The sequence below is a fragment of the Kribbella voronezhensis genome (genome assembly GCF_004365175.1).
Classification (GTDB): domain Bacteria; phylum Actinomycetota; class Actinomycetes; order Propionibacteriales; family Kribbellaceae; genus Kribbella; species Kribbella voronezhensis.
In genome coordinates, this window is record NZ_SOCE01000001.1 from 5685065 (window position 1) to 5712023 (window position 26959).

At 68.2% G+C, this 26959-nt stretch carries 27 protein-coding genes; 12 read left to right on the plus strand and 15 right to left on the minus strand.

The window, feature by feature from the left end; translation table 11 throughout:
* Positions 1–99: 99 nt before the first annotated feature.
* From EV138_RS26570 to EV138_RS26590, 5 genes are all read left to right on the plus strand, one after another.
* On the plus strand, positions 100–1497 hold the full coding sequence (locus EV138_RS26570; protein ID WP_202866832.1) for an extracellular solute-binding protein: 1398 nt from the start codon (positions 100–102) through the stop codon (positions 1495–1497).
* A gap of 34 nt (positions 1498–1531) precedes the next feature.
* The gene (locus EV138_RS26575) at positions 1532–2464 is read left to right on the plus strand and encodes a carbohydrate ABC transporter permease (protein WP_133981464.1); all 933 of its coding nucleotides are present in this window, start codon (positions 1532–1534) and stop codon (positions 2462–2464) included.
* A complete protein-coding gene (locus EV138_RS26580) occupies positions 2461–3288 on the plus strand; it encodes a carbohydrate ABC transporter permease (protein WP_133981465.1) in 828 nt (275 codons plus the stop codon). Before EV138_RS26575 ends, EV138_RS26580 begins: the two co-directional genes overlap by 4 nt.
* Before the next feature lie 102 nt (positions 3289–3390).
* On the plus strand, positions 3391–3897 hold the full coding sequence (locus EV138_RS26585) for a VOC family protein (protein ID WP_133981466.1): 507 nt from the start codon (positions 3391–3393) through the stop codon (positions 3895–3897).
* 74 nt (positions 3898–3971) lie between these two features.
* Positions 3972–4775, plus strand: coding sequence for a MerR family transcriptional regulator (locus EV138_RS26590; RefSeq protein ID WP_238158365.1), 804 nt, complete (start codon positions 3972–3974; stop codon positions 4773–4775).
* A 26-nt stretch (positions 4776–4801) separates the two neighbouring features.
* Here the strand turns inward: EV138_RS26590 and EV138_RS26595 are convergent, their stop codons facing one another.
* The 4 genes from EV138_RS26595 to EV138_RS26610 all read right to left on the minus strand — a co-directional run bounded on the left by EV138_RS26595 (position 4802) and on the right by EV138_RS26610 (position 9421).
* A complete protein-coding gene (locus EV138_RS26595; protein ID WP_133981467.1) occupies positions 4802–5185 on the minus strand; it encodes a DUF4190 domain-containing protein in 384 nt (127 codons plus the stop codon).
* Positions 5186–5290: 105 nt separating this feature from the next.
* The gene (locus EV138_RS26600; RefSeq protein ID WP_133981468.1) at positions 5291–6106 is read right to left on the minus strand and encodes an MBL fold metallo-hydrolase; all 816 of its coding nucleotides are present in this window, start codon (positions 6104–6106) and stop codon (positions 5291–5293) included.
* 685 nt (positions 6107–6791) lie between these two features.
* Positions 6792–8141 carry a M16 family metallopeptidase gene (locus EV138_RS26605; protein ID WP_133981469.1) on the minus strand — a complete coding sequence of 450 codons (1350 nt, stop codon included), beginning with the start codon at positions 8139–8141 and terminating at the stop codon, positions 6792–6794.
* On the minus strand, positions 8138–9421 hold the full coding sequence (locus EV138_RS26610; protein ID WP_133981470.1) for a M16 family metallopeptidase: 1284 nt from the start codon (positions 9419–9421) through the stop codon (positions 8138–8140). The genes EV138_RS26605 and EV138_RS26610 overlap by 4 nt, the downstream gene beginning before the upstream one ends.
* Before the next feature lie 179 nt (positions 9422–9600).
* Between EV138_RS26610 and EV138_RS37395 the strand changes: the two genes are divergently transcribed.
* A complete protein-coding gene (locus EV138_RS37395) occupies positions 9601–9771 on the plus strand; it encodes a hypothetical protein (RefSeq protein ID WP_166678689.1) in 171 nt (56 codons plus the stop codon).
* Positions 9772–9844: 73 nt separating this feature from the next.
* Here EV138_RS37395 and EV138_RS26615 read toward each other — a convergent pair whose 3' ends face one another.
* Together EV138_RS26615 and EV138_RS26620 are read right to left on the minus strand one after the other, a co-directional pair.
* A complete protein-coding gene (locus EV138_RS26615; RefSeq protein ID WP_133981471.1) occupies positions 9845–10498 on the minus strand; it encodes a response regulator in 654 nt (217 codons plus the stop codon).
* Positions 10492–11919: a sensor histidine kinase gene (locus EV138_RS26620; RefSeq protein WP_133981472.1), complete on the minus strand. Its 1428-nt coding sequence runs from the start codon at positions 11917–11919 to the stop codon at positions 10492–10494. The genes EV138_RS26615 and EV138_RS26620 overlap by 7 nt, the downstream gene beginning before the upstream one ends.
* A gap of 193 nt (positions 11920–12112) precedes the next feature.
* Between EV138_RS26620 and EV138_RS26625 the strand changes: the two genes are divergently transcribed.
* Positions 12113–13819: a S8 family serine peptidase gene (locus tag EV138_RS26625; RefSeq protein ID WP_133981473.1), complete on the plus strand. Its 1707-nt coding sequence runs from the start codon at positions 12113–12115 to the stop codon at positions 13817–13819.
* A gap of 64 nt (positions 13820–13883) precedes the next feature.
* Here the strand turns inward: EV138_RS26625 and EV138_RS26630 are convergent, their stop codons facing one another.
* Positions 13884–14309, minus strand: a complete 426-nt coding sequence (locus EV138_RS26630) for a CBS domain-containing protein (protein ID WP_133981474.1) — start codon at positions 14307–14309, stop codon at positions 13884–13886.
* Between the two features lie 141 nt (positions 14310–14450).
* Here EV138_RS26630 and EV138_RS26635 point away from each other — a divergent pair, with 141 nt between their 5' ends.
* The 4 genes from EV138_RS26635 to EV138_RS26650 all read left to right on the plus strand — a co-directional run bounded on the left by EV138_RS26635 (position 14451) and on the right by EV138_RS26650 (position 17160).
* Positions 14451–15668, plus strand: coding sequence for an MFS transporter (locus EV138_RS26635; RefSeq protein ID WP_133981475.1), 1218 nt, complete (start codon positions 14451–14453; stop codon positions 15666–15668).
* 261 nt (positions 15669–15929) lie between these two features.
* Positions 15930–16247, plus strand: a complete 318-nt coding sequence (locus EV138_RS26640) for an ArsR/SmtB family transcription factor (protein WP_133981476.1) — start codon at positions 15930–15932, stop codon at positions 16245–16247.
* Entirely contained in the window at positions 16244–16768 is a 525-nt protein-coding gene (locus tag EV138_RS26645; RefSeq protein WP_238158366.1) for an SRPBCC family protein, read from the plus strand. The genes EV138_RS26640 and EV138_RS26645 overlap by 4 nt, the downstream gene beginning before the upstream one ends.
* Entirely contained in the window at positions 16768–17160 is a 393-nt protein-coding gene (locus EV138_RS26650; RefSeq protein WP_133981477.1) for a VOC family protein, read from the plus strand. The genes EV138_RS26645 and EV138_RS26650 overlap by 1 nt, the downstream gene beginning before the upstream one ends.
* 303 nt (positions 17161–17463) lie before the next feature.
* Here the strand turns inward: EV138_RS26650 and hisN are convergent, their stop codons facing one another.
* Positions 17464–18249, minus strand: a complete 786-nt coding sequence (gene hisN, locus EV138_RS26655; protein WP_133981478.1) for a histidinol-phosphatase — start codon at positions 18247–18249, stop codon at positions 17464–17466.
* A 139-nt stretch (positions 18250–18388) separates the two neighbouring features.
* Here hisN and EV138_RS26660 point away from each other — a divergent pair, with 139 nt between their 5' ends.
* A complete protein-coding gene (locus tag EV138_RS26660; RefSeq protein WP_133981479.1) occupies positions 18389–18883 on the plus strand; it encodes a DUF2231 domain-containing protein in 495 nt (164 codons plus the stop codon).
* Between the two features lie 8 nt (positions 18884–18891).
* Here EV138_RS26660 and rsgA read toward each other — a convergent pair whose 3' ends face one another.
* From rsgA to EV138_RS26695, 7 genes are all read right to left on the minus strand, one after another.
* Entirely contained in the window at positions 18892–19890 is a 999-nt protein-coding gene (gene rsgA, locus EV138_RS26665; RefSeq protein WP_133981480.1) for a ribosome small subunit-dependent GTPase A, read from the minus strand.
* On the minus strand, positions 19890–21161 hold the full coding sequence (gene aroA, locus EV138_RS26670; RefSeq protein WP_133981481.1) for a 3-phosphoshikimate 1-carboxyvinyltransferase: 1272 nt from the start codon (positions 21159–21161) through the stop codon (positions 19890–19892). Before aroA ends, rsgA begins: the two co-directional genes overlap by 1 nt.
* 90 nt (positions 21162–21251) lie before the next feature.
* On the minus strand, positions 21252–21842 hold the full coding sequence (locus EV138_RS26675) for a DoxX family protein (RefSeq protein ID WP_133981482.1): 591 nt from the start codon (positions 21840–21842) through the stop codon (positions 21252–21254).
* 70 nt (positions 21843–21912) lie between these two features.
* The gene (locus EV138_RS26680; RefSeq protein WP_133981483.1) at positions 21913–22638 is read right to left on the minus strand and encodes a DsbA family oxidoreductase; all 726 of its coding nucleotides are present in this window, start codon (positions 22636–22638) and stop codon (positions 21913–21915) included.
* A 60-nt stretch (positions 22639–22698) separates the two neighbouring features.
* Positions 22699–23472 (minus strand): alpha/beta hydrolase, encoded by a 774-nt coding sequence (locus tag EV138_RS26685; RefSeq protein WP_133981484.1) that lies wholly within the window; start codon positions 23470–23472, stop codon positions 22699–22701.
* A complete protein-coding gene (locus tag EV138_RS26690) occupies positions 23469–24191 on the minus strand; it encodes an alpha/beta fold hydrolase (RefSeq protein ID WP_133981485.1) in 723 nt (240 codons plus the stop codon). Before EV138_RS26690 ends, EV138_RS26685 begins: the two co-directional genes overlap by 4 nt.
* Before the next feature lie 148 nt (positions 24192–24339).
* A complete protein-coding gene (locus EV138_RS26695; protein WP_133981486.1) occupies positions 24340–26958 on the minus strand; it encodes an ATP-binding protein in 2619 nt (872 codons plus the stop codon).
* Position 26959: the final 1 nt, after the last annotated feature.

Consider the following 26959-nt stretch of genomic DNA (forward strand, 5'->3'; position numbering starts at 1 on the left):
CATTGACTTCACTGGTCCGCGCCTCCTACGGTCACGGGAAAGCCCGACGGGTTTGAGCGGTGGTACCGGGATGACAACGATTGCCCGAAGGTGGACGTGATGGTGATGAAGAACGGTTTCAAGCGGGCGGGTGTACTCGCCGTCGGCGCACTCCTGCTGGGCGTCTCCGCCTGCAGTCAGGGGTCGACTACCAAGACGCCCGAAGCGGGCGGTCAGAGCTCCGGTCCGGCGAACATCAAGATCGCCTACCAGCAGTGGGGCCCCGGCACGGTGATGAAGAACTTCCTCACCGGCGCCAAGACGGAGTACGAGGCGGCCAACCCCGGCTCGAAGGTCGAGATCGTCCCGGTCGTGGCCAGCGAGAACGACTACTACACGAAGATCCAGCTGATGATGCGCTCGCCCAACACGGCGCCGGACATCGTCTACGAGGACACCTTCCTGATCAACTCCGACATCACCGCGGGCTACCTGCGGCCGTTGGACGACTACATCAAGAACTGGTCGGACTGGAACCAGTTCGAGGAGACCGCCAAGGGCGCCGCGAAGGGCCAGGACGGCAAGGTGTACGGCGTACCGGACGGCACGGACACCCGCGCGCTCTGGTACAACAAGCAGCTGTTCGCCAAGGCAGGCCTGCCCGCGAACTGGCAGCCGAAGACCTGGGACGACGTGCTGAACACCGCTCGCACGATCAAGTCCAAGGTGCCCGGCGTGATCCCGCTGAACGTCTACTCGGGCAAGCCGATGGGTGAGGCGTCGGCCATGCAGGGCTTCGAGATGCTGCTCTACGGCACGAAGGACACCCTGTACAACTACGACCAGAAGAAGTGGGTCGTCGGCAGCCAGGGCTTCAAGGACTCGCTGAACTTCATCAAGACCGTCTTCACCGAGGGCCTGGCCCCGCAGCCGAAGCAGTCGCTCGATCCCAACTGGGGCAACAAGGTCGGCAGCGACCTGCTGCCGAACTCCAAGCTCGCGATCGCGCTCGACGGCTCCTGGCTCTACAACAACTGGCTGAAGACCGGCGCGAAGCCGTGGCCGCAGTGGTCCGAGGTGCTCGGCCAGACCGCGATGCCGACCCAGGACGGCAGCGGCAAGGGCAAGGTCAGCCTCTCCGGCGGCTGGACCTGGGCGATCCCGGCCAAGTCGAAGTCGCCGGACGCGGCCTGGAAGTTCATCCAGTCGCTGCAGACCCAGAAGAACGCGACCAAGTACGCCACCGACGGTGCGCAGATCGCGGTCCGCAAGGACGTCGCCGCCGACGCCGGGTACAAGTCGTCGTCGAAGAGCACCCAGTTCTTCACCGACCTGGTCTCGGTCACCGTCTACCGGCCCGCGCTGCCGGAGTACCCCAAGGTCTCCAACGAGATCATCACCGCGATGGAAGCCGTGATGACCGGTCAGTCGACACCGGACAAGGCGGCGACGAACTACGACGACGCGGTCGAGGGCATCGTCGGCGGCAAGGACAAGGTCACCACCTCGAGCAACTGAGCAGCGCCGCTACCCCCTCGAAAGGGACTTCTCAGTGACGACTTCTGCTACCGCGGTACCCGTTCCGGCCGGTCGAAAGGCCGGCCGGAACGGCCGCCCGCGCGGCGCCAACTTCGTGAAGATGATGCCGTTGGCGCCGGCCATCGGACTGATGCTGGTCTTCCTGGCCGGCCCGATCCTGTACTGCGTCTACGCCGCGTTCACCAACATGGCGCTGACCGGCACCGGTGCGGCCAACGTGAAGTTCGTCGGTCTCGACAACTTCCGCAAGGCCTTCGGCAGTTCGGCGTTCACCAACTCGATCTGGCTCACCCTGGTCTTCACGCTGATCTCCGCGATCATCGGCCAGAACACCCTCGGACTCGGCCTGGCGCTGCTGATGCGCCGCTCGCACCGGCTGGTGCGGAACTTCGTCGGGACCGCGGTGATCGGTGCCTGGGTGCTTCCGGAGATCGTCGCGGCGTACCTGCTGAGCGCGTTCTTCAACGACGACGGCACGCTCAACGTGATCCTGCACAAGGTCGGCCTGCCTGGTCAGGACTGGTTGTACGCGGCACCGATCATCGCGGTGTCGATCGCGAACATCTGGCGCGGTACGGCGTTCTCGATGCTGGTCTACTCGGCCGCGCTGAGCGAGGTACCGAAGGAGATCGAGGAATCGGCCGAGATGGACGGCGCGGGCGGCTGGCGCCGGCTGGTGTTCGTGACGGTGCCGATGATCTCGCGCGCGATCATGACCAACCTGATGCTGATCACGCTGCAGACGCTGAGCGTCTTCGGCCTGATCTACGCGATGACCCGGGGTGGACCCGGGACCAAGAGCCAGACTCTTCCCCTGTACATGTACGAGCAGGCGTTCAGCTTCTCGCAGATCGGCTACGGCACCGCGATCGCCTTGGTGATGCTGGCCATCGGCGCGGTCTTCTCGCTGATCTACCTACGTGGACTGAACTCGGAGGCCGCATGATCGCCCGCGACCGGATCAGCAAGCTGACCGCCAATCTGATCCTGCTTGCCCTCGGCATCCTTTTCGTCCTGCCGTTGCTCTGGGTGCTGTTCGCCTCGGTCAACCGGACCGCCGGCCTGCGGGTCGAGCTGCCGACCAGCCCGACTTTCGCGAATTTCAAAGCGGTGCTGAACACCACCACGACGTACCGGCCCGTGCTGAACGGTCTGGTGCTGTGCGGCGGGGCAGCGTTGCTGACGATGGTGTGTGCGGTGCTGGCGGCCTATCCGTTGTCCCGGTTCAAGACGAAGTTCAACCGGCCGTTCTTGCTGACGGTGTTGTTCTGCACGGGATTGCCGATCACCGCGGTGATGGTGCCGGTCTATGGCCTGTTCGTGCAGCTGAACCTGGTGGACACCCTCGGCGGGACGATCATGTTCATGGCGACCTCGTCGCTGCCGTTCGCGATCTGGCTGACGAAGACGTTCATGGACGGCGTACCGATCTCGCTGGAGGAAGCAGCGTGGGTGGACGGCGCGAGCAACATGAAGGCGCTCCGCCGGATCGTCCTGCCGCTGATGTGGCCGGGGATCGCGGTCGTGCTGATCTTCACCTTCATCGGGATGTGGGGAAACTTCTTCGTCCCGTTCATGCTGCTGCTGTCCCCTGAACGGCTGCCGGCCTCGGTGAGCATCTTCACCTTCTTCGGCCAGTACGGCGAACCCAACTACGGCCAACTCGCGGCGTACTCGCTCATCTACACGACTCCGGTCCTGCTGCTTTACCTGTTGCTGAGCCGCAAACTGGGCGGCGCTTTCGCTCTGGGCGGCGCGATCAAGGGCTAGTACTGCGTACTTCGCGTGCCGCGCCGGTTCTTCGGAGCCGGCGCGGTTCGCGTGCGGAACGGACTTGACCCTGACGTCGCGTGAGGGCTCAGGGTGAGGGGTATGGCTGATCACTTTCCTGCTTTTGAGTTGAGCCCTGTTCCTGCGCCGGCGGTCGATGCGGTGGCGCCTGAGGTTCATCGGGGCATCTACGGGATGCCGATGTTCGTGACGCTGCCGACGGCGGATCTCGTTGCTTCCGTCGACTTCTGGATGCAGGGGCTGGGGTTCATCGATCTGTTCACGATTCCCGGCCGGATGACGCATCTTCGGCGCTGGGCGTTCCAGGATGTGCTGGTGGTGCCGGGTGAGCAACCGGCCGCGGCGCCCGCGGCGAGCGTCAGCTTCGCGTGCGTGCTTGGCCAGCTCGACGAGATCGCGGCGGCCTGTGAGGAGGTGTCCCCGGGCTGCACCACGGGGCCGCGGCCGACGCCTTGGAACACTGTTGACCTGGAGGTCATCACTCCCGAGAACACCCGGGTCGTCCTGACGGCTGCCCGTCCGCTCGACCCCGACAGCGCCGAAGCGAAGAATCTTGCCGCTGTCGGAATCGAGACTCCGCGGGTGTGAGCACGACGACGCCGGGGAGGCGAGGCGGGACGGCGTACGGGGCGGTGCGTGGCGTGGCTGGCAGACTGAGCGTTGTGACGAAGGGGGTCGACGCGGTGCCGTCCGACGGGTTGACCGTCGGGGCGGCGGCATCGCTGGTCGGCGTGACCGTGCGGACTCTGCACCACTGGGATGCGATGGGACTCGTCAGCCCGTCCGAGCGCACCGCCGGCGGCTACCGGCTCTACTCCGCGACCGACATCGCCCGCATCCACAGAGTGCTCATCTATCGAGAGCTCGGCCTGCCTCTCGACGGCATCGCCGACCTCCTCGAGGCTCCGGCGACCGAACCGTTGGTCGAGCAGCGCGCACAACTCGTCGAACGCATCTCCCGCCTGCAGGAGATGGTCGCGGCCGTCGACCGGCTGATCGAAGCCAAGAACGCCGGTCTCCTGCTGACCGCGGAGGAACAGGTCGCCATCTTCGGCCGCGACTGGCAGCCGTCCTGGGTCGCCGGCGCCCGCGAGCGCTGGGGCGAGACGGATCAATGGGCCCAGTACGCCGAACGTTCGGCGGAGATGACCACCGAGGACTGGAAGCAGGTCGCGGCGAGCATCTCAACTCTCGACGAAGACCTGGCCGCGGCGAAACGCGCGGGAGTCGTTGCCGGCAGCACCGAAGGCAACGCGCTCGCCGAACGGCACCGAGCGTCCATCGGCGCGTTCTTCGACTGCACCCACTCGATGCATGTGTGCCTTGGTCGCAAGTACGTGGCCGATGCTGGGTTCACCGCCCACTACGACGCCTTCGAGCCGGGTCTCACGCTGTGGTTACGCGATCTCATCAACGCCAATGCCGTTGCCAACGGCATCGACCCCGAAACCGCCACCTGGTCGTGAGGTTCGCGCCCTTGGCTGTGGAAGCATCAGGTGGTGCTGGCGGCCAGCAGAACGAAGACCAGGATGGCGCCGCCGATGAGGAAGAGGGCCAGGAAGACGGTGCCGATGATGCCGGTGATCTGGCCGCCCACCGCCATGCCGCGGTTGTTGTAGACGCCGGGGTTGGCGTCGATCTCGCGGAGCGCCTGGTTCGCCTTCCACCACGCGAAGGGCGACGCGATCAGCACGAAGGTGCAGAGACCGACGAGCCCGAGGACCAGAGAGACGGTCGCGTTCGAGTTGTCGCGCAGCACGCCGTACGCCGGTTGCTGATCCGGGTAGCCGGGCTGGAGCGGGTAGCGAGTCGGCTCGGGACCGGGGTTGGGCGTCCCGGAGTACGGGGGGTCGTCCTGGGGGCGCTCGTACGACATCGGGTCTCCTCTACTCCGGCCAAGGGAGGCCTGAACAAGGATGATCTCAGTTCGGAGGGTGATGGTGCCCCGGTCGCCGAGTTGGCTGGTCGTGGTCTTCGGTCGTCAGGAGATCGACGGCGCGAGATACGTCAACGCGTAGCTGTCGCCGGCACGGGTCACGCGGGCGATACCGGGTGAGTCCAGATGCGCGCCGGCGACGAAGTAGCCCGGCTTGACGAGTTGTTCGAGCAGGGTGGCTCGGGCCGCACGCGCCTGAGTCTGGTCGCCGTCGAATTCCCACGCGACGTTCGGTTGGTCGAACTGCAGTGACGGCACGTGCACGGTGTCGCCCCAGACCAGAAGATGCCCTGTGCTGCTCTGGACGTCGAAGACGGTATGGCCGGGCGTGTGGCCCGCGGTCGGGACAGCTGTGAGCCAGCCGTTGATGGCAACCTCGGCCTCGATCGGCACGACGCGGTCGCGGACCGGCTCCAACCGGTCGGTGAACACCGACTTGTCACCGGCTCCGATCCACACCCGCTCAAGGCGCGGGAACGCCTCGGAACCGTCCGGTGCGATCAGTCCGTGGACGTGGTCCCCGTGCCTGTGAGTGATGGCGACGTCGGTGATGTCGTCGCGCTCGATGCCGGCCTCGCTCATGGCGTCGTAGAGCGATCCCATCGTGGGCTCCAACGCGTTGGATGCGCCGGTGTCGACGAGCACAGACTGCGTGCCGTCGCTGATGCAGAAGGCGTTGACGGACAACCGTAGGTTGCCCTCGGCAAGCGGGACGGTATCCGGGACCGGATCAAGCGGGCTCCCGGTCTCGTCGCGCAGCCGCGTCGGCGGCATGTCGAGGTAGCCGTCCCGCAAACAGACCACCCGCAGGTCGCCGAATTCGAAGAGAGCGTGCCGCCGACCGGCCGAGATGAAACGCATAGATCCTCCACTGCCTGGTCGTCGTCGCTCGCGTCGGTCGATGTTCGCGATGTTGCTTATGGCAACAATTGCGGTGTGCTGGTGTTGCTCTGACGGGCGGGGCCGGCGAAGAGATGACTAGTTGTCGGATCTCGCCTACTCACGCAGCCATCTGGGTCGCTGACAGAAGACACGCTATCTAATGGCTACGGCGATACAGGCGGGGCGCCCGAACTCGTGGCGAGCGCTGGGGCCGACTGGGATCGCCGGAGGTTAGCTGCCACGAAGAGGCGGCTTGGCGGCAGGGGAGGCCAGGGGAGTCGCGCGAGCTGGATCGCCGGTGGGGTTCAGCTGCTGCGACGAGCAGCGGCGTGCTTGGGGTGGGTGGTGGAGCGCCGACATAGGAGGGCGAGGCGGGCGGCTCGGCGGCGAGGTGGCTCGGGGCGGGGCGAGTTGGATCGCCGGAGAGCTTCAGTCGCGACGGAGGAGCGGCGTGTGGGGGTGGGTGGGTCGAGCTCCGACGTAGGAGGGGCGACGCGGGCTGCTTGGCGGCGGGGTGGGCCCGGGGCGGGGGACATGGGTCGCCTGGGAGGTTTAGCTGCGACGGAGGAGCGGCGTGTTGGGGTGGGTGGGGTGAGCGCCGACGTAGGAGGGGCGATGCGGGCTGCTCTGCTCGGGCTCGCGGGGAGCCCGAGCAGAGGCTTTGTCAGAGTTCGATGAGGTTGCCCAGGTTGAGGGCGGTCAGTTGGGGGCGGACGTCTTTGGCTTCGCCGACGACGATGACGAGGAGGCCGTTGGTGCCGACGTAGCGGTTGTAGGCGTCGGTGGCGATCTCGGCGGTGGTGGCGGCGATCTGGGCGAGGTAGGTGTCGGCGAAGTCGAGGGGTACGCCGACGGCGATGTTGCTGCCGACCTGCTGGGCGATGGAGTCGGCCTGTTCGTAGCGCAGGGGAGCGGTGCGGATCAGGTTGTCCTGTGCTTCTTGGACCTCGCGGTCGGTGAGGCCGTCGCGGGCTTCGTGGAGGATGCGGAGCGCCTCGGTGATCGCGGCGCCGGTCACCTCGGTGCGGACGGCGCCGCCGAGGGTGAAGGTGCCACCCTTGCGGGGTGCGTTGAAGCTGCTGCGGGTGCCGTACGTGTACCCCTTCTCCTCGCGCAGCACGGTGTCGATGCGAGAGGTGATCGTCCCGCCCACCACGTGGTTCGCGACAGCGGCCGCTCCCCAGATGTCCTCGCGACGGTCCGGACCCGGGCAGCCGATCAGCAGCTGGCTCTGCACCGAGCCAGGCCGGTTCACCAGTACTACGCGGTCGCCCAGCACGTACTGCGGCTCCGGCACCTCCGATGCGGGACCCGCGGAAGAGGTCCAGTCACCGAAAGCGTCATCGACGATCGCAGCGACATCCACACCGGTGGCATCGCCGGCGAACAGGATCTGCGCACGCGCCGGTCCGATGTTCTCGCGGTAGAACTCGGCCACCTGGACGTTCGTCAGCGGCCGGATCGTGTCCGGCGTACCGGCGGTCGGGCGCGAACGGCGTACGGACGAATCGAAGAGATGGGCCGCGAAAGCTTCGCGGGCGCGGTAGCCCGCGTTGGCGCGCTCCTGGTTGATCTCACCGAGCCTGATCGTCACGTGGCGACCGACGTCCTCTGCATTGAAGGCGGGCCGCGTGACTGCTTCAGCGAGCAGCTTCACGGCCGGTGCCAGATGTGAGGTCGGCACCGAGATCTCGACGTGCAGCGCGTCGGAGCTGACGTCCACCCCGTACGCCGCGCCGTGGCGCTCCAAGGCGGCCGCGAACTCGTTGGCCGACCTGAACTCGGTGCCTTCGTCGAGCGTGCGCGACATGATCGTCGCGATGCCTTCGAGCTCGCGCGGCTCGGCGAACAGCGGCAGCGCGATCGTGACGCGCACGGTGGCGACGTACTGACCGGGCCGGTCGAACACGTGCACCGGTGTGCCGGCCCGGGTGGTCGTCGTGGTCGACAGCGGGAACTTCCAGGGCCGCGGCGGGGCGACCGAGGGCGGTGTGGTCAAGGCCTGGCTGGTCATTCCTGCTCCCCTGCGTTGCTGCGGCGGTACGTCACCTGGGCGCGGCCACCGGCGCGGATCCACTTCGCGGCGGCCTGCTGGACCTGCTCGGCGGTGACGGCGCGAATCTCGTCGATCCTGGTGTTGATCCTGTTCGGGTCACCGAACAGCAAGGCGTGGTGCGAGATCTCGTCGGCGCGGCCGGAACAGGTCGCGAGCTGCTCGAGCCAGTCGCGCTCGTTCTGTGCCTGCACGGTGGCGAGCTCGTCCTCGGTGACGCCGTGCTCGGCGAGCTTCTCGATCTCCTCGACCAGTGCGTCCTCGACCTTCTGCAGGTCGACATCGGCCGAGGCGATCCCGGTCAGCGTGCCGAACGAGACGCCACCGATCAGCGGCAGCGCGCCGCCGGACACCGACTGCGCGATCTGCTCGTCACGCACGAGCCGGCGGTTGAGCCGCCCACTCTGCCCGGCGGCCAGTACGTCGAGCGCGAGCGCCGCGGCGTCCAGCTCGGGCGTGCCGTCGACCGGGAGCCGGAACATCATCGTGATCAGGTCGGACGGAACGTCCTCGACCACGTCGTCGCGCAGTACTTCGGTGAGCGGGCCGATCGTGCCGTCCGGCGCCGGTGGCGGCGCCGGGATCGCCGGGATGTGGCCGAAGTACCGCTTGGCGGCGTCGAACGCGTCCTCTTCGGAGACGTCACCGACGATCGTCAGTACGGCGTTGTTGGGGCCGTAGTACTTCCGGAAGAACGCGTGCACGTCCTCCAGCGCGGCCGCGTCCAGGTCGGCCATCGACCCGATCGTCATGTGCGCGTAGGGGTGGTCGGCAGGGAAGAGCAGCCGCACGAGGCGCTCGTACGAATCGCCGTACGGGCGGTTGTCGTAGCTCTGCCGCTTCTCCTCCTTCACCACGTCCCGCTGGTTGTCCAGGTTCTCCTGGGTCACCGCGTCGAGCAGGTAGCCCATCCGGTCGGCCTCGAGCCAGAGCGCGAGATCGAGACCGCCGCTCGGCAGCGACTCGAAGTAGTTCGTCCGGTCGAAGAAGGTGGTCGCGTTCAGACTCGCGCCGGCGGTCTCCAGCAGGCTGAAGTGCTGGCCGGACTCGACGTTGCGCGAGCCCTGGAACATCAGGTGCTCGAAGAGGTGCGCGAAACCGGTCAATCCGGGTGGCTCGTGCCGCGATCCCACGTCGTACCAGAGGTTCACAGCGACGATCGGCACGGCCTTGTCCGAGCTGACGATCACACGCAGACCATTGTCCAGCGTCTGCTCGGCAAGGGGATAGTTCAGCGGCATGCCGCCACCCTACGTGCTGCGCCGAGGCCACCCCATCCGCGTTCGCCGCGGGCTGAGCGTTTAGGTATTTGAACGCTCAAGAGGTCTTTGGTCCCTAGCCGCGAGGGCCCGCTGTTACCTAGCGTTACCGGCAGTGGTGCACGCGGAGGGGTGCGCACCACAGAACGGGAGGCATTGACATGCAGTTCACTTCACAGTTCGTACCGTGGCGCACGGCAGTCGGGGCCACCATCGTATCGGTGCTCGCACTCGGCCTCGCGGGCCTCGCCCACTCGGACAACAACGTCCACACGACCGACGTCGGTACGTACACGAACCATGCCGCCCCGCCGAACAGCACGTCTCCCTGAGCTGGTCACAGCGCAGTTGAGCTGCGGGGGGTGACCTGACATCAGGTGAGGGCGGCGGCGAGGGGGGCCGCCCTCACGTGGTGTCGTCCCGCAGCAGATCGATCGCTGCCTGGCGGTCCTTCACGCGGAGCTTGCGCAGTACCGACGAAACGTGGACCCGGATCGTGGTCGGCGACAGGAACAGCCGCTTCGACACCTCGTCGGTGCTCAGACCGTCGCCGAGCAGTTCCATCACCTCCCATTCGCGGGAGGTCAACCGGGCCGCCACCTTCGGCTTGTGGCCGAGTCGCGGCCGGCCGGGGGAGCGGAACTCGTCGAGGATGCGCGCGACCAGCGTCCGCGGAATGGCAGCCTCCCCGGACAGTACGCCGCGCAGGGCCGCCGGAAGCCGCGCGGGATCGGTGTCCTTGAGCAGGTAGCCGGCCGCGCCGGCCCGGAGCGAATCGAACAGGTCGGCGTCCTGGCGGGACACGGTCAGCATCACGATCGCCACGTCCGGGAGCAGTCTGCTGATCTCTCCGGCGGCACGGATCCCGTTACCCGGCATGTGAATGTCGAGCAGTACGACGTCCGGTACGTGCTCCTGCGCCAGCCTTACCGCCGCCGGGGCGGTGGCTGCCTCGGCGCACACCTCGAAACCGCCCGCCTCCAACGCTTCCCGGATCCGGGCCCGCAGTTGCGGATGGTCGTCGGCCATGACGACGCGGATCGGCTCGTTGGTCACCATGTCACGGTCACCGTCGTTCCGCGTCCCGGCTCCGAGTGCAGGTCGAACGTGCCCGGCAGAGCCTCGGCGCGTTCCCGCATGCTGACCAGGCCGAACTCACCTCGCCGCGGCGTCCGCACCTTCGGGTCGAACCCGGCACCGTCGTCCGCCACCACCAAAAAGCAACCGGTCTTGCTCCGGTCGAGCCGCACGGTGACCTTCTCGGCTCGACCATGTCGTGCACCGTTCAGTGCGGCCTCCCGCGCGATTCGTACCAGGGCATGACTCTGAGACGGATCGACCGAGATCGAGTCGTCCAGCTCCAGCTCCAGTACGACGTCGTGCCGCTCGGCGATCTGCGCGACAGCGCGGCGCAGTACGGCGCTGAGCGCTTCGTCACCGGTCCGGCCGAGCGTCTCGACCAACTCCCTCGCCTCGTCGACCGCGCGTTCGCTGGCCGCCCGGATCCGGTTCACTCGCGGCTCGTCGACCGTCTCGAACGCTGCGACCTCCGACCGGATGTAGGCCAGCTCCTGCAGCACACCGTCGTGCAGCTCGCGCGCGAGCCGGCGCCGATCCGCCGCGACCGCGGTCTGGGCTCTCGACGTCCAGTACTTGCTGATCTCACGCCCTGCGGCGATCAGCAGCAGGAGATAGCAACCGGTCCGGAGTACGTCACCGCTGTACAGCCAGTCGGGCTGACTCGAGGGAAAGAGCAGGTAGTTCAGCCGGGCCAGTGCACCAAGCACACAAGCAGGCCCGAGCCACCGCAGCAGTACGTCGTTCCGTCCGCGCGCCTGTACTGCGAACGCCGCCGCCGCGACAGCGAAGCAAGTCAGCGTCAGCAGTTGGGCGACCAGCAGCGCCGGATGACCGCTGGTCGAGGTAGCCATTCCTTCGCCGGGCACCCCGAGGTCACGCCTACGGGGCAGGTGCTGCTCCTGCGACAGCAACCCGATGATCAACACAGTCACAGCCGCGGCGACCGGCGCGAGCGCCCACCGTCGCCAACCGGGCCAACTGGCCACGCGGTCCGGCAGCAAGGCCGCCGCAGTGAGCAGCAGGGTTCCCAGTACACGCATCGAGGGTGGCAACCAAAGGTTCAGTACGCCGGACCTGTCGCCTTGCACCAAAGACAAGAGCAACAGCACGTTCGCGCCCCCCAGTAGCGCGAGACCCTGCAGCAGCAACAGGTCCTGCCACCGGTTGGCCCGGAGGAACCGTCCGTAGACGAGATAGGCGAGCAGTAGCGCGACGCAGGCGTCGACTGTCTCGAGCACCAGGTGCCACGCCGCGCTCTGGTACCCGAGGATGCGCTCCGGTCCCACCACCACGATCGCCGTTGCGATCGCCCCGGCAACTCCCACCCCGAAGGTGACCGTCGCAGGATCCACCTTCCGGACCAGTGCGACCGTCTGTCCCGAGGCAGCCAGATCGCTCATGATCACCGACCGTACGCCCAACGCACCCGAGAGCGACAGATCTGGACCAGTTTTCGGCGACCGAAGCACCAGGCGAGTCAAGTGTTTGATCGAGAATTCTGACAACGTCGGCGGCCTGCTGGAGTCTGGTGGCCGTGCTGAGGCTGACCTAGCGTGTGCCGCGTCAAGCTCACTTCAGGGAGGGGATCCGCTCGTGAGAGACATCCGTAGATCGTTGTATGCGGCATCAGGTGCGGTGGCGCTGGTCGTCACCGCCCTGGCCGTTCCGGTGAACGCCGGAGCCGGGGTGACGGCCGTGGCGGGGGGCAACACGGAGTACCTCGTGCTGGTCAAGGCAGGCGCGGACCACGCGCAGGCGCTGGCGGCGGTGCAGGCGGCCGGCGGGCAGGTGACGAAGGAGAATCGGAACCTGGGCACGATGACCGTGCGGGCCGCGGACACCGGGTTCAGTACGCGGGTCTCGGCGTCGGCGGTGATCGACGGCGCGGCTCGCAGTCAGGTGATCGGGAAGCTGCCGCAGAGCAAGCCGGCCGTCATCGAGCAGGAGCACCTCGGCGCGGCCGCGGCCGGTGCGAAGGCCACGGGCAAATCCGTTGCCAAGGGCATGGATCCGCTGGATGCCCAGCTCTGGGGGTTGCGGATGGTCCGGTCGGATCTGGCCCGCACGGTGCAGCCGGGCAAGAAGGCGGTCAAGGTCGGCGTACTGGACTCCGGCATCGACGCGCGCAACCCGGACATCGCGCCGAACTTCGACTGGAAGCTGTCCCGGAACTTCGCTCCGGACCTGCCCGAGATCGACGGCCCGTGTGAGTTCCGTGGCTGTGTCGACCCGGTCGGCTGGGACGACAGCGGACACGGTACGCACGTGGCCGGCACGATCGGCGCCGCGGCGAACGGGCTCGGTGTCTCCGGTGTCGCACCCGGTGTCACGCTGGTGGAGATCCGGGGCGGACAGGACAGCGGGTTCGTGTTCCTCGGCCCGGTCACCGACGCTCTCACCTATGCGGGTGATGTCGGTCTGGACGTGGTGAACATGTCCTTCTACGTCGACCCGTGGCTGTACAACTGCGTGAACAACCCGGCGGACAGCCCGGAAGCGCAGTTGGAGCAGCGGACCACCATCGCGACGATGCGCCGCGCGCTGGGCTATGCGCACGACAAGGGCGTCACGCTGGTCGCTGCCCTCGGCAACAATCACGAGGACCTCGGCAAGCCGCGGACCGACGTCAGCAGCCCCGACTTCCCGGCCGGTACGGCGTACCCGCGGGTGATCGACAACGCGACCTGCCTGGACCTCCCGGTCGAAGGGCCGCACGTCATCGGAGTCTCCGCACTCGGACCGTCCGGCAAGAAGGCCGACTACTCCAACTACGGGCTCGAGCAGACCGACGTGTCGGCGCCGGGCGGCTACTTCCGTGACTACTTCGGTACGCCGCAGTTCCGCACCAACGAGAACCTGATCCTCTCGACGTACCCGGTGAACGCGCTGCAGGTGCAGGGCCTCGTCGACGCGGCAGGCGAGATCACTCCAGCCGGTGTGGCCGGCGGCGTACAGAAGCAGTGTCCTGCCGGGGTGACCGACTACACCGGTTGTGGCTACTACAACTGGCTCCAGGGGACGTCGATGGCGTCACCGCATGCGACAGGTGTCGCGGCGCTGATCGTCAGCGAGTACGGGAAGAAGGGGCCGCACGGCTCGTTCGGACTGTCGCCGGACCGGGTGCAGCAGATCCTGCTCGGCTCTGCGCAGCACCGCGCCTGCCCGGTGCCACCGCTGGTGAGCTACGTGAACGAAGGAAGGTCCACCGAGTTCGACGCGCTCTGTGAGGGCAGCCGGACGTTCAACGGCTTCTACGGCAACGGCATCGTCGACGCCTGGGCCGCCGTCACGCGGTACTGACAGCCGGTACTACGTACGCAAGGCCCGGCGACTGGTTCGTCGGGCCTTGCGGCTTCCGGCTGTTCTAGCCAGAGATGTAGTTGGACAGCTGTTCGCGCTCGAACTCCAGCTCGCCGATCCGGGTCTTCACCACGTCGCCGATGCTGACGATGCCCGCCAGGGCGCCGTCCACGACGACCGGGACGTGCCGGATCCGTCGGTCGGTCATCAGCCGCATCAGGGTGTCGACCAGGTCGTCCGGCGTACAGGTGTGCACCTCCGACGTCATGATCGCGTTGACGCGGACGTCGCCGGCATCCGGCGTACGGTTCAGCAGCCGCACGACGTCGCGCTCGGAGACGATGCCTGCCACCGACGATCCGTCAGGGCTGACGACGAGCGCACCGACGTTGTGCTCGGCCAGCAGTGCGAGTAGTTCGGTAACCGTGGCTTCTGGGGAGATGGTGACGACCTGGTTGCCTTTACCGCGCAATACGTCGTTGATCTTCACGGAGCCTCCTGATGATCGAACCAATACCCAAAGGTAGCGAATCCGGGCCGCGAACGGCAGGTCTGGCAGAATGCGGATCGTGACCGCCGCCTGTCCCGCCCGCCGGAGCCGTGGCCGGACTCAGTCACGCCCGGTGACCGGGTGAGCTGGCGCACGGACCTCGCCGTACTGCGCCATCGCGACGTCCGGATCTTCGTCTCGGCCAGGTTCGTCTCGCTGATCGGCAACTCGATCGCGCCGATCGCCTTGGTCTTCGCCGTGCTCGACGTGTCCGACAAGGCCAGCGCGGTCGGCATCGTACTCGCGGCCCGCAGCATCCCGAACGTGGTGCTCCTGCTGGTCGGCGGCGTCATCGCGGACCGGCTGCCCCGGCACCTGGTGCTGGTCGTCGCCAACACAGTCAGCGGGTTGACGCAGGCACTCGCGGCCGGCCTGGTGCTGTCCGGACACGCCCAGATCTGGCAGCTCGCGGTGATCGAGGCGGTGAACGGGATCGCCTCGGCGTTCGTGATGCCGGCGATGACCGGCATCCTGCCCTCGATCGTCGACCGGAACGAGTTGCCGCAGGCGAACGCCATCTCCGGTTTCGCCCGCTCCGTCGCGACGATCGGCGGCAGCGCGGTCGCCGGGGTGATCGTCGGATTCACCGGACCGGGCGTCGGACTCGCGGTCGACGCCGTCACCTTCGGCCTCGCGGCGCTGCTCGTCTCCCGGCTCACCCTGCCGCACATCGAGCGGGTGCGCTCCTCGATGATCGAGGACCTGCGGGTCGGCTGGACCGAGTTCGTCTCCCGGCAGTGGGTCTGGGTGATCGTGTTGTCGTTCGGCCTGCTCAACATGATCTTCAGCGCCTGCTACGCCACCCTCGGCCCCGTGATCGCGGACGACACGTTCGGTCGCGCGGGCTGGGGTGTCGTCAGCGCCTGCTTCGGCGCCGGATTGATTGCCGGTGGCATCGTGATGATCCGGCTGAAACCGCGGTACCCCTTGCGGATCGGCATGTTCGGCGTACTGCTGACCGCGCCGATCTTCGTCTGCCTGGCCGTCGCGCCGAACACGATCGCGGTCGCCGCGATGGCCTTCGTCGTCGGCATCGGCTTCGAGATGTTCGGCATCGGTTGGGAGACTGCTTTGGGTCAGCACGTCCCGATCGACAAGCTGTCCCGCGTCTCGTCGTACGACATGCTCGGCTCGTTCGTCGCCATCCCCGCCGGTCAGCTCGCCGTCGGCTATGTGGCGGCGCTGGTCAGCATCAAGGCGGTCGAGCTCTACGGCGCGGCGATCCACATCGTGCTCGTCTTCTTGACCCTCGCGGTCCCGTCGGTGTGGCGACTGCAACGACAGTCTGAGGCGAGTTAGTCCTTGTACTACGGGCAAATCCCCCTACGCGACTCCTTCGTCGTCGCTCCCGCCCACCCCTGGGCGCTGCTCCTGCGTCGCAGCTAGACGACTGCGGCCTGGTCGCTGTGCGGCCAGTTCCGCCAGGGTTCAGCTGGTGCGCTCCTATCGCCAACCAGCGAGACGACCAACTGGTCATCACCAGCTCGACCGCCTCGGCTGGTACATCGAGGCGGCGTGTGTAACCTTGCGGGTACGTACCTGAGTGGTTACATTAGCGCCATGGATTTGGTGCTGCACGCGTTGGCGGACGAGAGTCGGCGAACGGTTCTGGAGATCCTGCGTGATCATCCGGCGAGCGCGGGAGAGTTGGCCGAGGCGCTCCCGATCGCCCGGCCGGGCGTGTCCCGGCATCTGCGGGTGCTGCGGGAGGCCGGGCTGATCGACGTACGCCGGGAGGCGCAGCGCCGGATCTACAGCCTCCGTCCGGAGGCGCTCATCGAGGTGGACGAGTGGCTCGCGGAGTATCGCGTGCTCTGGCAGAGCCGGCTCAACGCCCTTCATACAGAGATCGCTCGAGGGAAGAAGGCGCGAACGTGAACATCATCGGGACGATGCGGGTGCTTGACGAGACCCGCGGCGCGGTCCGTGTCGAGGACGTCTACGACACGGACATCGACGACCTGTGGCAGGCATGTACGACACCGGAGCGGCTCGCGCGCTGGATCGCTGAAGTCTCCGGCGACCTGCGGGTGGGCGGCACGATCCATGCCGTCTTCACCAGCACCTGGACCGGTCCGGGGCGGGTCGAGGTGTGCGACGCACCGCATCATCTGCTCCTCACCATGGAGCCAGGCACCGACGATGAGTCTCAGATGGAGGCGTGGCTGACCGAGGAGGGATCGCAAACCAGGCTGGTGGTCGAGGAGCGTGGACTGCCGGTGGACAAGCTGTACCTGCACGGGGCCGGGTGGCAGGCGCATCTGGAGGACCTCGGGCGGTCACTGGCAGAGGACGCCGAGGCCCACCCCGAGCGCTGGTCGGAGCAGACGCCGGCACCGGCGTGGCGGCGGCGCTGGGACGAGTTGACCCCTGCCTACGAAGCGATGGAGGTCAAGTGATGTCCGACGACATCAGACTCAGCGGAACCACGGTGAACGCGCCCGACGCGCTCGCCCTCGCGACCTTCTACGCCGAACTCACCGGCGGCGAAGCGTTGGGCAGCGAGCACTGGGCGACCGTCTCCGGACCGAACGGCTTCATCGCCTTCCAGCAGGTCGACGACTTCTGCCCACCGGTGTGGCCGGGTGCCGACGTACCCATGCAGATGCACCTCGACTTCTTCGTCGACGATCTCGAGGCAACGGGAGCCCGTGCAGTCGCCGCCGGCGCCACCCGGCTCGACTTCCAGCCGAACTCCGACCACTGCTTCGTGTACGCCGACCCGGCCGGCCACCCCTTCTGCCTGTCCACCTGGGACGGCCCACACCTGAACGACGACCCCGACGAGTAGGCGGAAACAGCACCAGGTCTCACGGGAGCCCGAGGCGAAAGCCGACGAAGCTGCCGGAGTAAATAGACGGTAGATGGGAGTGCGCGGCAGATCGCAGACCAGCTCGGGCACGCTCGGCCGTCGCTGAACGACCAAGGCGTGGTTGCTGTGCGACCGCCAGGTCCCAGCGAGAAGATCTCCTCCCGATCAGGTGACGTCGAGGAGCGGGTTCACGCAGCGACTAGGCCGTAGTCGTCTAGCTGTGACGGAGGAGCAGCGTCCCCGGGGTGGGTGGGAGCGCCGACGTAGGAGGTGCGTGGGGGACTACTTCGTGCCGAGCCGGCCCAGTACCTCGTCGTGGAGGCGGCCGTTGGTGGCTACGGCGTTGGGGCCGTTGGGGCCGGGGGTGCCGTCTAGGGAGGTGAAGCGGCCGCCGGCTTCGTCGACGATGATGGCGAGGGCGGCCATGTCGTAGAGGTTGAGTTCCGGCTCGGCCGCGATGTCCACGGCACCTTCGGCGACCAGCATGTACGACCAGAAGTCGCCGTACGCGCGGGTGCGCCAGCAGGAGTCCATCAGGCCGGCGAACTCGTCCTTCTTGCCGAGCTTGTCCCACCCCTTGAGCGACGAGTACGAGAGCGATGCGTCTTCGATGGACGAGACGTCGCTGACCCGGCACGGCTGGGCGGACATCAGCGCGCGGCCGGTCCACGCGCCGTCGCCGTACGAGGCCCACCAGCGCTTGCCGAGAGCCGGGGCCGAGACGACCCCGACGACGACCTGGTCCTCGATCATCAGGCTGATCAGCGTGGCCCAGACCGGTACGCCGCGGATGTAGTTCTTCGTACCGTCGATCGGGTCGACCACCCAGCGGCGGACGCCCCAGCCGGTGGTGCCCTCTTCCTCGCCGACGAAGGCGTCCCGCGGCCGGGCCCGGGCCAGCGTCTTGCGCATCACGTCCTCGACCTTGCGGTCGGACTCGCTGACCGGGGTGAGGTCGGGCTTGGTGGCGACGTGCAGGTCGAGCGCCTTGTAGCGGTCCATCGTGGTGGAGTCGGCGTCGTCGGCAAGAATGTGGGCGAGCCGCAGATCGTCGGTGTGCGAGGGCATGGCGGAAGGCTAGCCTGACCGCGGAGCGAGCGGTCGTCCTGTCCGGCAACGTTGCGGCAAGGTTACGGCGGCGATTGAACCATCCGGGGTAGTTGAACGTGCAGTTAGTGTCGGGACCAACCAAACTGCAGGAGTCGACATGTTCGAGCGCTTCGGGGATCTTCCGCTCCACGTCCTGGTGATCCATCTGACCGTGCTCGTGCTGCCGGTCGGCGCGCTCACCGCGATCGCGTTCGCACTCGTGCCGAAGTGGCGCTGGCTGCTGCGCTGGCCGACTCTCGTGCTCGGGCTGGGCTCGCTGGTCTGCGCGTTCGTCGCCAAGCAGAGCGGTCAGGCCTTCGTCGCGGCGGTCCCCGAACTGGAGCAGTTGGTGAAGGTGCACCGGGCGCGGGGCAACCTGCTGTTCTGGTTCTGCCTCATCTTCGCCGTTGTGATCGTCGTGGCATTCCTGGTGCTCTCCGGTCCGACCGCGCTCGCGAGCGGCAAGGGCAGCAAAGAGACCAAGAGCCGGCCGCTCGAGCTCCTGGTGAGTGCGGCGGTCGTGGTGATCGGGGTCGTGGTCATCTACCAGACCGTCCGCACCGGTGACGCCGGCGCAAAGGCAGTCTGGGACGGCCGGCTACCGGCCAAATAAGGCCCGTACTACGGCGAAGGTGTCTCGACGTCGCGGCCTTCGCGGCTGGCCAGCAGCCGGCGGAACGACGCAACCCGCTCGGCGTCGACCCGGCCTTCGGCGACGGCGTCGTCCAGCGCGCAGTTCGGCTCGGACTCCGAATGCGTGCAGCCGCGTGGGCAGTCCCGGGCCTCGTCCGCGAGGTCGCCGAACGCGTTGATCAGCTGGTCGGGCTGCACGTGGGCCAGCCCGAACGACCGGATCCCAGGCGTGTCCACGATCCAGCCGCCTTCGGGCAGCCGGAGCAGCAGCGCGCTGACCGACGTATGACGGCCGCGGCCGGTGTTGTCGTTCACCACGCCGATCGCCCGGTTGGTCCCCGGCACGAGCGCGTTCACCAGCGTCGACTTGCCGACGCCCGAGTGCCCGACCAGCACACTCGTCCGGTCCAGCAGTTGCTCGCGGAGCTCGCTCAGGTCCCCGTCGCGTTGGGTGGCGACGGACTCGACGCCGAGCGGCCGGTAGATCGACAGCAGATGGTCGGGGTCCGCGAGATCGGTCTTCGTCAGGCAGAGCAGCGGTCGCATACCGGCGTCGTACGCAGCGACCAGGAAGCGGTCGATCAGTCTGGTCCTGGGCTCGGGATTCGCCACCGAGACCACGATGACGAGCTGATCCGCGTTCGCCACCAGCGGCCGCTCGATCGGGTCGTCGTCGTCCGCGCTGCGCCGCAGCAGGGTCTTGCGGGGGAGGACCTCGACGATCCGGGCCAGTGTGCCCTCGTCGCCGCTCGAGTCGCCGTCGAGTTTGACCAGGTCGCCGACGATGACGCCCTTGCGACCGAGCTGGCGGGCCTTCATCGCCGTGACCACCCGGTCGCCCTCGCCGACCCAGCAGGTGTACCGGCCGCGGTCGCGGGTGATCACGAAGCCGGTGACGGCATCGTCGTACGCCGGACGGTCCTTCGTCCGCGGCCTGGTCCGGCGCTTGGGCCGGTCGTACTTGGCTTCCTCGTCGTACCGCGACATCAGCTCACCAGCGCCGACCAGAGATCCGGGAACTCCGGCATCGTCTTCGCGGTGGTACCGATGTTCTCGATCGCCAGCCCGTCCACCGCCAACCCGACCACGGCGGCCGCGTGCGCCATCCGGTGGTCGTGGTAGGTGCCGAAAAGCCCACCGTGCAAGGGTTTCGGCCGGATCTCCAGGCCGTCCGGGGTCTGGTTGACGTCGCCGCCGAGCGCGTTGAACTCGGTCTCCAGCGCCGCCAGCCGGTCCGTCTCGTGGTTGCGCAGATGGGCGATGCCCCGCAGGTACGACGGTCCGTCGGCGAGCACCGCGACGGCCGCGAGCACCGGCGAGAGTTCGCCCACCTCGCTCAGGTCGAGGTCGACGCCCTGGATCCGGCCGGTCCCGCGGACCGTGAGGCCGTCTTCTGACAGCGACACCTCGGCGCCGAAGCGGGTGAAGATCTCCGGCAGTTGGCCGCCGGGCTGGGTCGTCTCGGCCGGCCAGCCGGTCACGGTGACCGAGCCGCCCGTGACGACGGCCGCCGCGAGGAAGGGAGCCGCGTTGGACAGATCCGGCTCGATCGCGGTGTCGAGAGCGCGGATGGGGCCGGGGGCAACGACCCAGCGGTTCGGCTCGCTGTCGTCGACCTGGACGCCACGTTCGCGCAGCATCGCGACCGACATGTCGAGATGCGGCTGGGACGGCACGGGTTTGCCGTCGTGCCGCAGGTCCACGCCCTCGTCGTACCGGGCTCCGGCGAGCAGCAGAGCGGAGACGAACTGGCTCGACCCGGACGCGTCCAGGGTCACCTTGCCGCCGCGAACCGAGCCGGACCCGTTCACGGAGTACGGCATCCGGCCGGTGCCCTGGTCGTCGATCTGCACGCCGAGGGTGCGCAGCGCGCCCAGGATGACGTCCATCGGGCGCTCGCGGGCGTAGGGGTCGCCGTCGAAGGCGACGACGCCGTCGGCCAGGGCGGCCACGGGCGGTACGAACCGCATGACCGTGCCGGCCAGGCCGCAGTCGACCGACGCCGGGCCTTTGAGTGAGCCGGGCGTCACGGTGACCAGGCCGTCGCGCTCACTGATGCCGACGCCGAGGGAGACCAGGGCTGAGCGCATCAGGGAGGTGTCGCGGGCGGCGAGCAGGCCGGACAGGGTCGACGGGCCGTCGGCGATCGCGGCGAGGATCAGAGCCCGATTACTGATCGACTTCGATCCGGGCACGGTGACCCGCCCGCTGACCGCTCCCTGGGGGCGCGGCGCCGGCCAGCCCTCGGTGATCCCCATCTCACTCCTTCAGCTCGGTGCTACCACCCCGAGCCTATCGGGAGTCAGCTGCCGACTCCGCCCTCGGCCGAAGCGCAGCCGGGGGCGAGGTCAGGTGAAGGGGAGTTCCGCCTTGGCGGTGCGGGCGGCGAGCTTGGCCTCGCGGCGGGCGGTACGGGCGAACTGCTTGGTCTCGCGCTTGGCGAGTTTCCCGGCCCGCTTGGTCTCCCGCTTGACCGCCTTCGCACCGTGGGTGGCGCGCCAGGCGACGCCCGGCTTGCCCTCGGTGTCCACCGCGGCCAGCAGCAGGCCGCCCATCAGGCCCAGGTTCTTCATGAACTGGACCTTCTGGGTCGCCTTGGCGGCCTTGTCGGTCTCCTGCCAGAAGCTGTGTCCGGCGAGCGTGGTCGGCACCAGCGAGGCAGCGAGCAGCGCCGCCCCGAACCGGCGGCCCTTACCGCTGGCAAGCGCGAGGCCGCCGAGCACCTGGGCAGCACCGTTGAGCCGCACGAGGTTCGCCGTACTGTCCGGCAGCCGGTCGCCGACCTGGGCCGGGGCGACCTTCTTGATCATCGGCACCATCCGGTCAGTCACCGGCTGCGCCTTCGCCACGAACGGCTCGGGGGAGCGGGCGGCCTTGGCGCCCTGCACGATGAAAATGGTCGACAGCAACGGCCTGGCCAGCGCTCGCACGACAGTCATGTCTCCTTCTTACCTGGTCCGGCTACCTGAACGGCACATCAGGGTGTACCGGTGTGTCTTGTACCCACCTCTAAATCGGGCAGCCGTCCGGTCCACAGGCGTCGGCGTCCGAGCCACCGGGAGCGGTGATCAGGGTCACCGGCTGCCGGTCGGCAGCGGCCCGGCGGAGCGCTTCGGCGAACACCTCGACCGGCTGAGCGCCACTCACGCCGTACTTCTGGTCGATCACGAAGAACGGCACCCCGTTCGCGCCGTACGCGAGAGCCTGCGCCTGATCGGCCGCGACATCGTCCGCGTACTGCGAACCCGCGAGCACCTCAGACACCTGTACTTCGGGTAGGCCGACCTCCACGGCGAGGCGAGTCAGCGTCGCGTGGTCTCCCATCGGCAGGCCCTCGGTGAAGTAGCCGCGCAGGAACCGCTCCTTCAGCCGACCCTGCGTGTCGGCTGCGACCTCACCAGCCTCGGCCAGTTCGCGGGCCAGGTGCAGAACGCGGTGCGCGTCGACGGTGTTTGCCGCCTTCGCGACGTCGAGGTGGAACTCCAGCCCGACCTCCGCCGCGATCGTGGTCACCCGCTCGTTCGCCTGCAGCCCGAACTCCCGGCCGCCGCCGAACTTCTCACCCAGCCTGGTCGCCAGATCCCGCTCGTCGTCGTTCGTCGCCGACGGGTCCAACTGGAAGCTGTGCCAGACCACCTCGGCCTGTTCACCGGACTTGGCCAGGGCCTCTTCGAGCCGCCGCTTGCCGATGTAACACCAGGGGCACACCACGTCGGACCAGACATCAATACGCATGTTCAATGCCAACTGGCCGCCCCGGAGAGGTATTCCCCGGAGCGGCCGGCAGGTGGTAGGTCAGTGCGCGGCCTTCTCGATCAGCTTCGTGACGGTGCCGGCCTCGGAGATCATCACCAGGTGCGAAGCGCCTTGCACCTTGACGATGCGGGCTCCGGCCCGCTCGGCCATGAACTGCTCACCGGCCGGCGGGATCGCTTTGTCACCGGACGGGACCAGCGCGTACTTCGGCAGGCCGGCCGGCGCCGACCGGGCGACCGTCTCGCCGAAGACCGCGGCGGCGACGGGTCGCTGCGAGGCACCCAGGACGGCGGCCTCGCGGGCCGGGAGATCCGCGGCGAACACGGCCCGGAACGACTCCGGCTTCATCACGAGGTCGGCGCCAGCGGCGTACGTGATGGTGTTCGTCGTGTCCGGGCCGATCTCGCTGCCCGGATACTTCGCGTTGAGGGCCCCGATCGTCTCGCCGGCCTGCGGGATGAAGGCCGCGACGTACACGAGCGACTTCACGCCGGCTGTCCCGGCGAGTTCGGTGATCAGCGCACCGCCGTACGAATGGCCGACGAGCACCTTGGGTCCGGGGATGCTCGCCAGGACTCCGGTCAGGTAGCTGGTGTCGCTGGCGATACCGCGAAGCGGGACGGCCGGGACGACGACCTGGTAGCCGTCACGCTGCAGGCGCTTGGTGACGCCGGCCCAGCTGCCACCGTCGGCGAACGCTCCGTGAACGAGGACGATGGTCGGCTTCGGGTCCTTCGGGTGGGCTACTGCGCTGGTGGCGCCGGTGACGAGCAGGGCGGCGCTGGCGGCGACGGCCAGGATGCGGCGGATCATGAGTTGGCTCCGGTCTTCTCAACTGCGGTGGCGATGAAGGCGGCGACGGCGGCGGGCTGGGAGACGGCCACGGCGTGCGAGCCGTCGACCTCGATCGTGGTCGAGTTGCTGCGGGCGGCCATCTTGCGCTGGCCGTCGGGGTGGATGGCCTGGTCACCGGTGGCGACCAAGGTGAAGGACGGCAGTCGCTTCCAGCTGGCCGGGCCGGCCTTCTCCTCGAACGCGGCGGCCGCGATCGGGCGCTGGGTGCGGGCGCCGATCTCGTTGTCGGCGACGTCGGCCGCGAACAGCTTCGGGTAGGCGTCGATGTCGATGCTCAGCCACGGCTCCTCGCCACCGTCGCCGGTCGGCAGCATGTGCGGCACCAGGCCGGAGGCGAAGTCGTTCGCCGGGAACGAGCCGAGCAGGTCCTGCAGGCTCTCGCCCTCGTCGGGCGAGAAGGCCGCCACGAAGACCAGCCCGGTGACGTTGTCCGCCTGGTTCGCGGCGGTGGTGATCACGGCGCCGCCGTAGGAGTGGCCGACCAGGACGACCGGGCCGTCGATCTCGCGGACCTGGGCGGCGATCCGGCTGCCGTCGAGGCCGGGGCCACGCAGTTCGTTGGCCAGGGCGAGGGCGGGGATGCCGCGGCTCTTCAGTTCGCTGATCACGCCGTTCCAAGCCGACGCGTCGGCGAACGCGCCGTGCACCAGGACGACGGTGGGGGTGGTCTCACTCATTTTCGGTTTCCTCGATCTCGTCTGCGGGTTTCCTGTCGGTTTTCCGGCACCGCAAGGAAACCGCGGAAACACGAGTCGGCGGATCGACCGAACAGCGGAACTCGTCAGGCCGGACGACGGCCCGAGGGCGGCCTGCCGCACCCGAATCTCATGCGTTTGGGGGAGACCCGAACCGCCCCAGCACCAGCCGGGTGAGCTGGACCCGCGAATTGACCCCCAGCTTGCCGAACGCGGCCCGCAGATGCGTGCCGACCGTACTCGCGGACAGCACGAGCTCCTCGGCCGCCGACCGGTTCGTATGCCCCTCCGCCACCAGCAGGGCCACCCGGCGCTCCATCGGCGTGAGCGCCTCCCAGCCGGTATCAGGCCGATGCTGTACTGCGGCCCACCGGCGTCGGCGCACCCCGGCTGCCTGCAGCACAGCCTGGACGCGGCCGGCCGCACTGGTCGCCCCATGAGTCGTGTAGGACTCCAGTGCTCGCTCCAGCGTGGCTACACCGGTCGCACGGTCGCCCTGTTGCAGCTCGGCCCGTCCGTACAGTTCCTCGGCCCTTGCCAACAGCAACGGCCTGGTGGTCTCCCGTAGGAGTTCTATCGCCTTTGCGAGGCCAGCCCGGTCGTCTTCGTTGTACGCGGCAACCACTTGCGCAGCGCCACGGAAACCCGGCGCGGGAGTGGCGTCGGCCTGCTCGGCAAGCAGATCCGCCGCCGCCTTCGCACTGCCGGGGTCTGTGACGGCAGCCTGCACCAGGACCTCCGTACGCTCCGGAAAGTCCAGCGGTACTGCGAGTAGGCGGGCCGCTGCGCTCGTGTCGCCGTCCGCGATCGCCAGCAGCGCCCGGATTCCGTCGTCGGCGCCGGCCTGCTCTCGGGCCTCGGACAGGTGGCCCCTGAAAAGCGCTACCAACGCAAGGATCTGCCGGGCGACCGGCTCGGCCGAGTGATCGTTCAGCTCCGACATCCAGCGCAGCGCGGTCGTGGCCGCGTCGGCTGCGTCGAGAAGGTTGCCTGCGGCAAGTTCGAGTCGCGCACGGAGTACCGACAGCTGCGGCGCCAGCCAGGAGTCGCCTGCGGTCAGCAACTCGCCCAGCCGCTTGAGCGCGCCGTCGAGATCGTCGACCTGGGCCCGGCAGAACAACTCGGCCAGCTCGATTCGCAGTACGGGCGGACTGCCGACCTCGGCCGTCGCGGTCGCCCGGGCTTGCGCGTAGTGGTCGCGCGCCACGCCGTACCGGCCGTCGGCCTGGGCTGCCGCACCTGCTGCCAGGAGCTGTACTGAGCGGGCTACTGGATCGTCCGTCTGGAAGGGATGCTCGACGCCGGCCAGGACGCGGTACGCCGTGAGGCGATCGGCCAGGTGCGGGGCAGCGCCCTCGATGGCGAGCTCAGCCCGGTCCAGCTGGCCGGTGGCCCATTGCTGGGGAGCCAGCCGGAGCCGGACCGAGGCTCTGAGGTCAGCTGACACAGGGCCTTGGAGCAGCACGGAACCGCTCAGTAGGTCATCGGCGAAGGCCTTGGCAGCGTCGTACCGGCCGCCGCGCAGCAGGATCTCGACGACATCCTCGCCGACCTCACTGCGCAGTGGGTGATCCGCCGGAGTGAGCTCGAACGTCTGCTGGATCACCTTGATGGCTGTGGTCGACATCGTGGCCAGTAGCTCCTGCGCTGCCTTCCGCAGCGTGCCGATCGCCTCTACGTCACCCGGTGCAGCAGTAGCCAGCAGGTGCGGTGCTGCAGCGGCCGGACCACGCCCGGTCGCCAGTAGTTGGTTCGCGATCGCCCTGTGCAAGGCCCGCTGAGCAGAAGGCGGCACCTCAGCCAGTACTGCGGTACGCAGCAACTCGTGTCGGAACGACACCGTGGCGCCGCCGTCGGCCAGCAGGCCCGCCCGGATCGCCTCGTCCAGAGCGCCTGCCAGCTTGGCGATCGACTCCCTCATCAGCTCGGCCACATCTTCCAGCCGGAACTCGCTGCCGAAGACGGCCGCCGTACGCAACAGGTCGCGGCACAGCTCCGAAGTACTGGCCGTTCTGCGCCGGACGCCTTCCACCAGGCCGTCGGGGAGGCCTTCGTCGGTCAGGTAGAGCCCAGCGATGAGCTGCTCTGCCAAGAAGGGAACGCCTTGTACGCCGCCGAGTCGCACGGACAGACTCGGGTCCACCGGGGCGTTCAGCCGGTCGGCCGCCAGTTCCAGAACGGCGTCGGTACTGAGCGGGGCGAGCTGGATCGAGTGCACGGGGACCTGGTCGCGTACGGCGTCGATCAGCTGGTCGGTCATGCCACCCGGAGTGGGCCTGGTTGCCAGCAGCCACATCACCTTGCACTCGGACAACCTGGCGATGACGACCCGCAGTACGAAGCTTGTCAGCGGGTCGGACCATTGGGCGTCGTCCAGGACGACCAGCGCCACCACACCTTGCAGGCGGCGGTTGATGAGGTCGGCCAGCCGCTCTGCGAGCCACAGCGGCTGGCCGTTGAGCGCAGCGAGCTCCAGGAACTGCTCGGTACTGATCAGCGGCTCAGGGCCGGCGCGGAGGGCCGGGGCGAGAGACGCGAGCGGGCTGATGTCGTCCGTCTGGTGAGCGGCCGCGGTAGCGACCAGTACGCCCTGTCGCTCGGCCTGCTCGACCGCGGCTCGGAGCAGGGCGGACTTGCCGATACCCGGTTCTCCCGTGACCACTGCGAGCGACGCTTTGCCGTCCTTCGCTGTCCGCAACGCATCCAGCAGACGGCCGAGCTCGGCCGAGCGCCCACGCAGCGGGTCCATG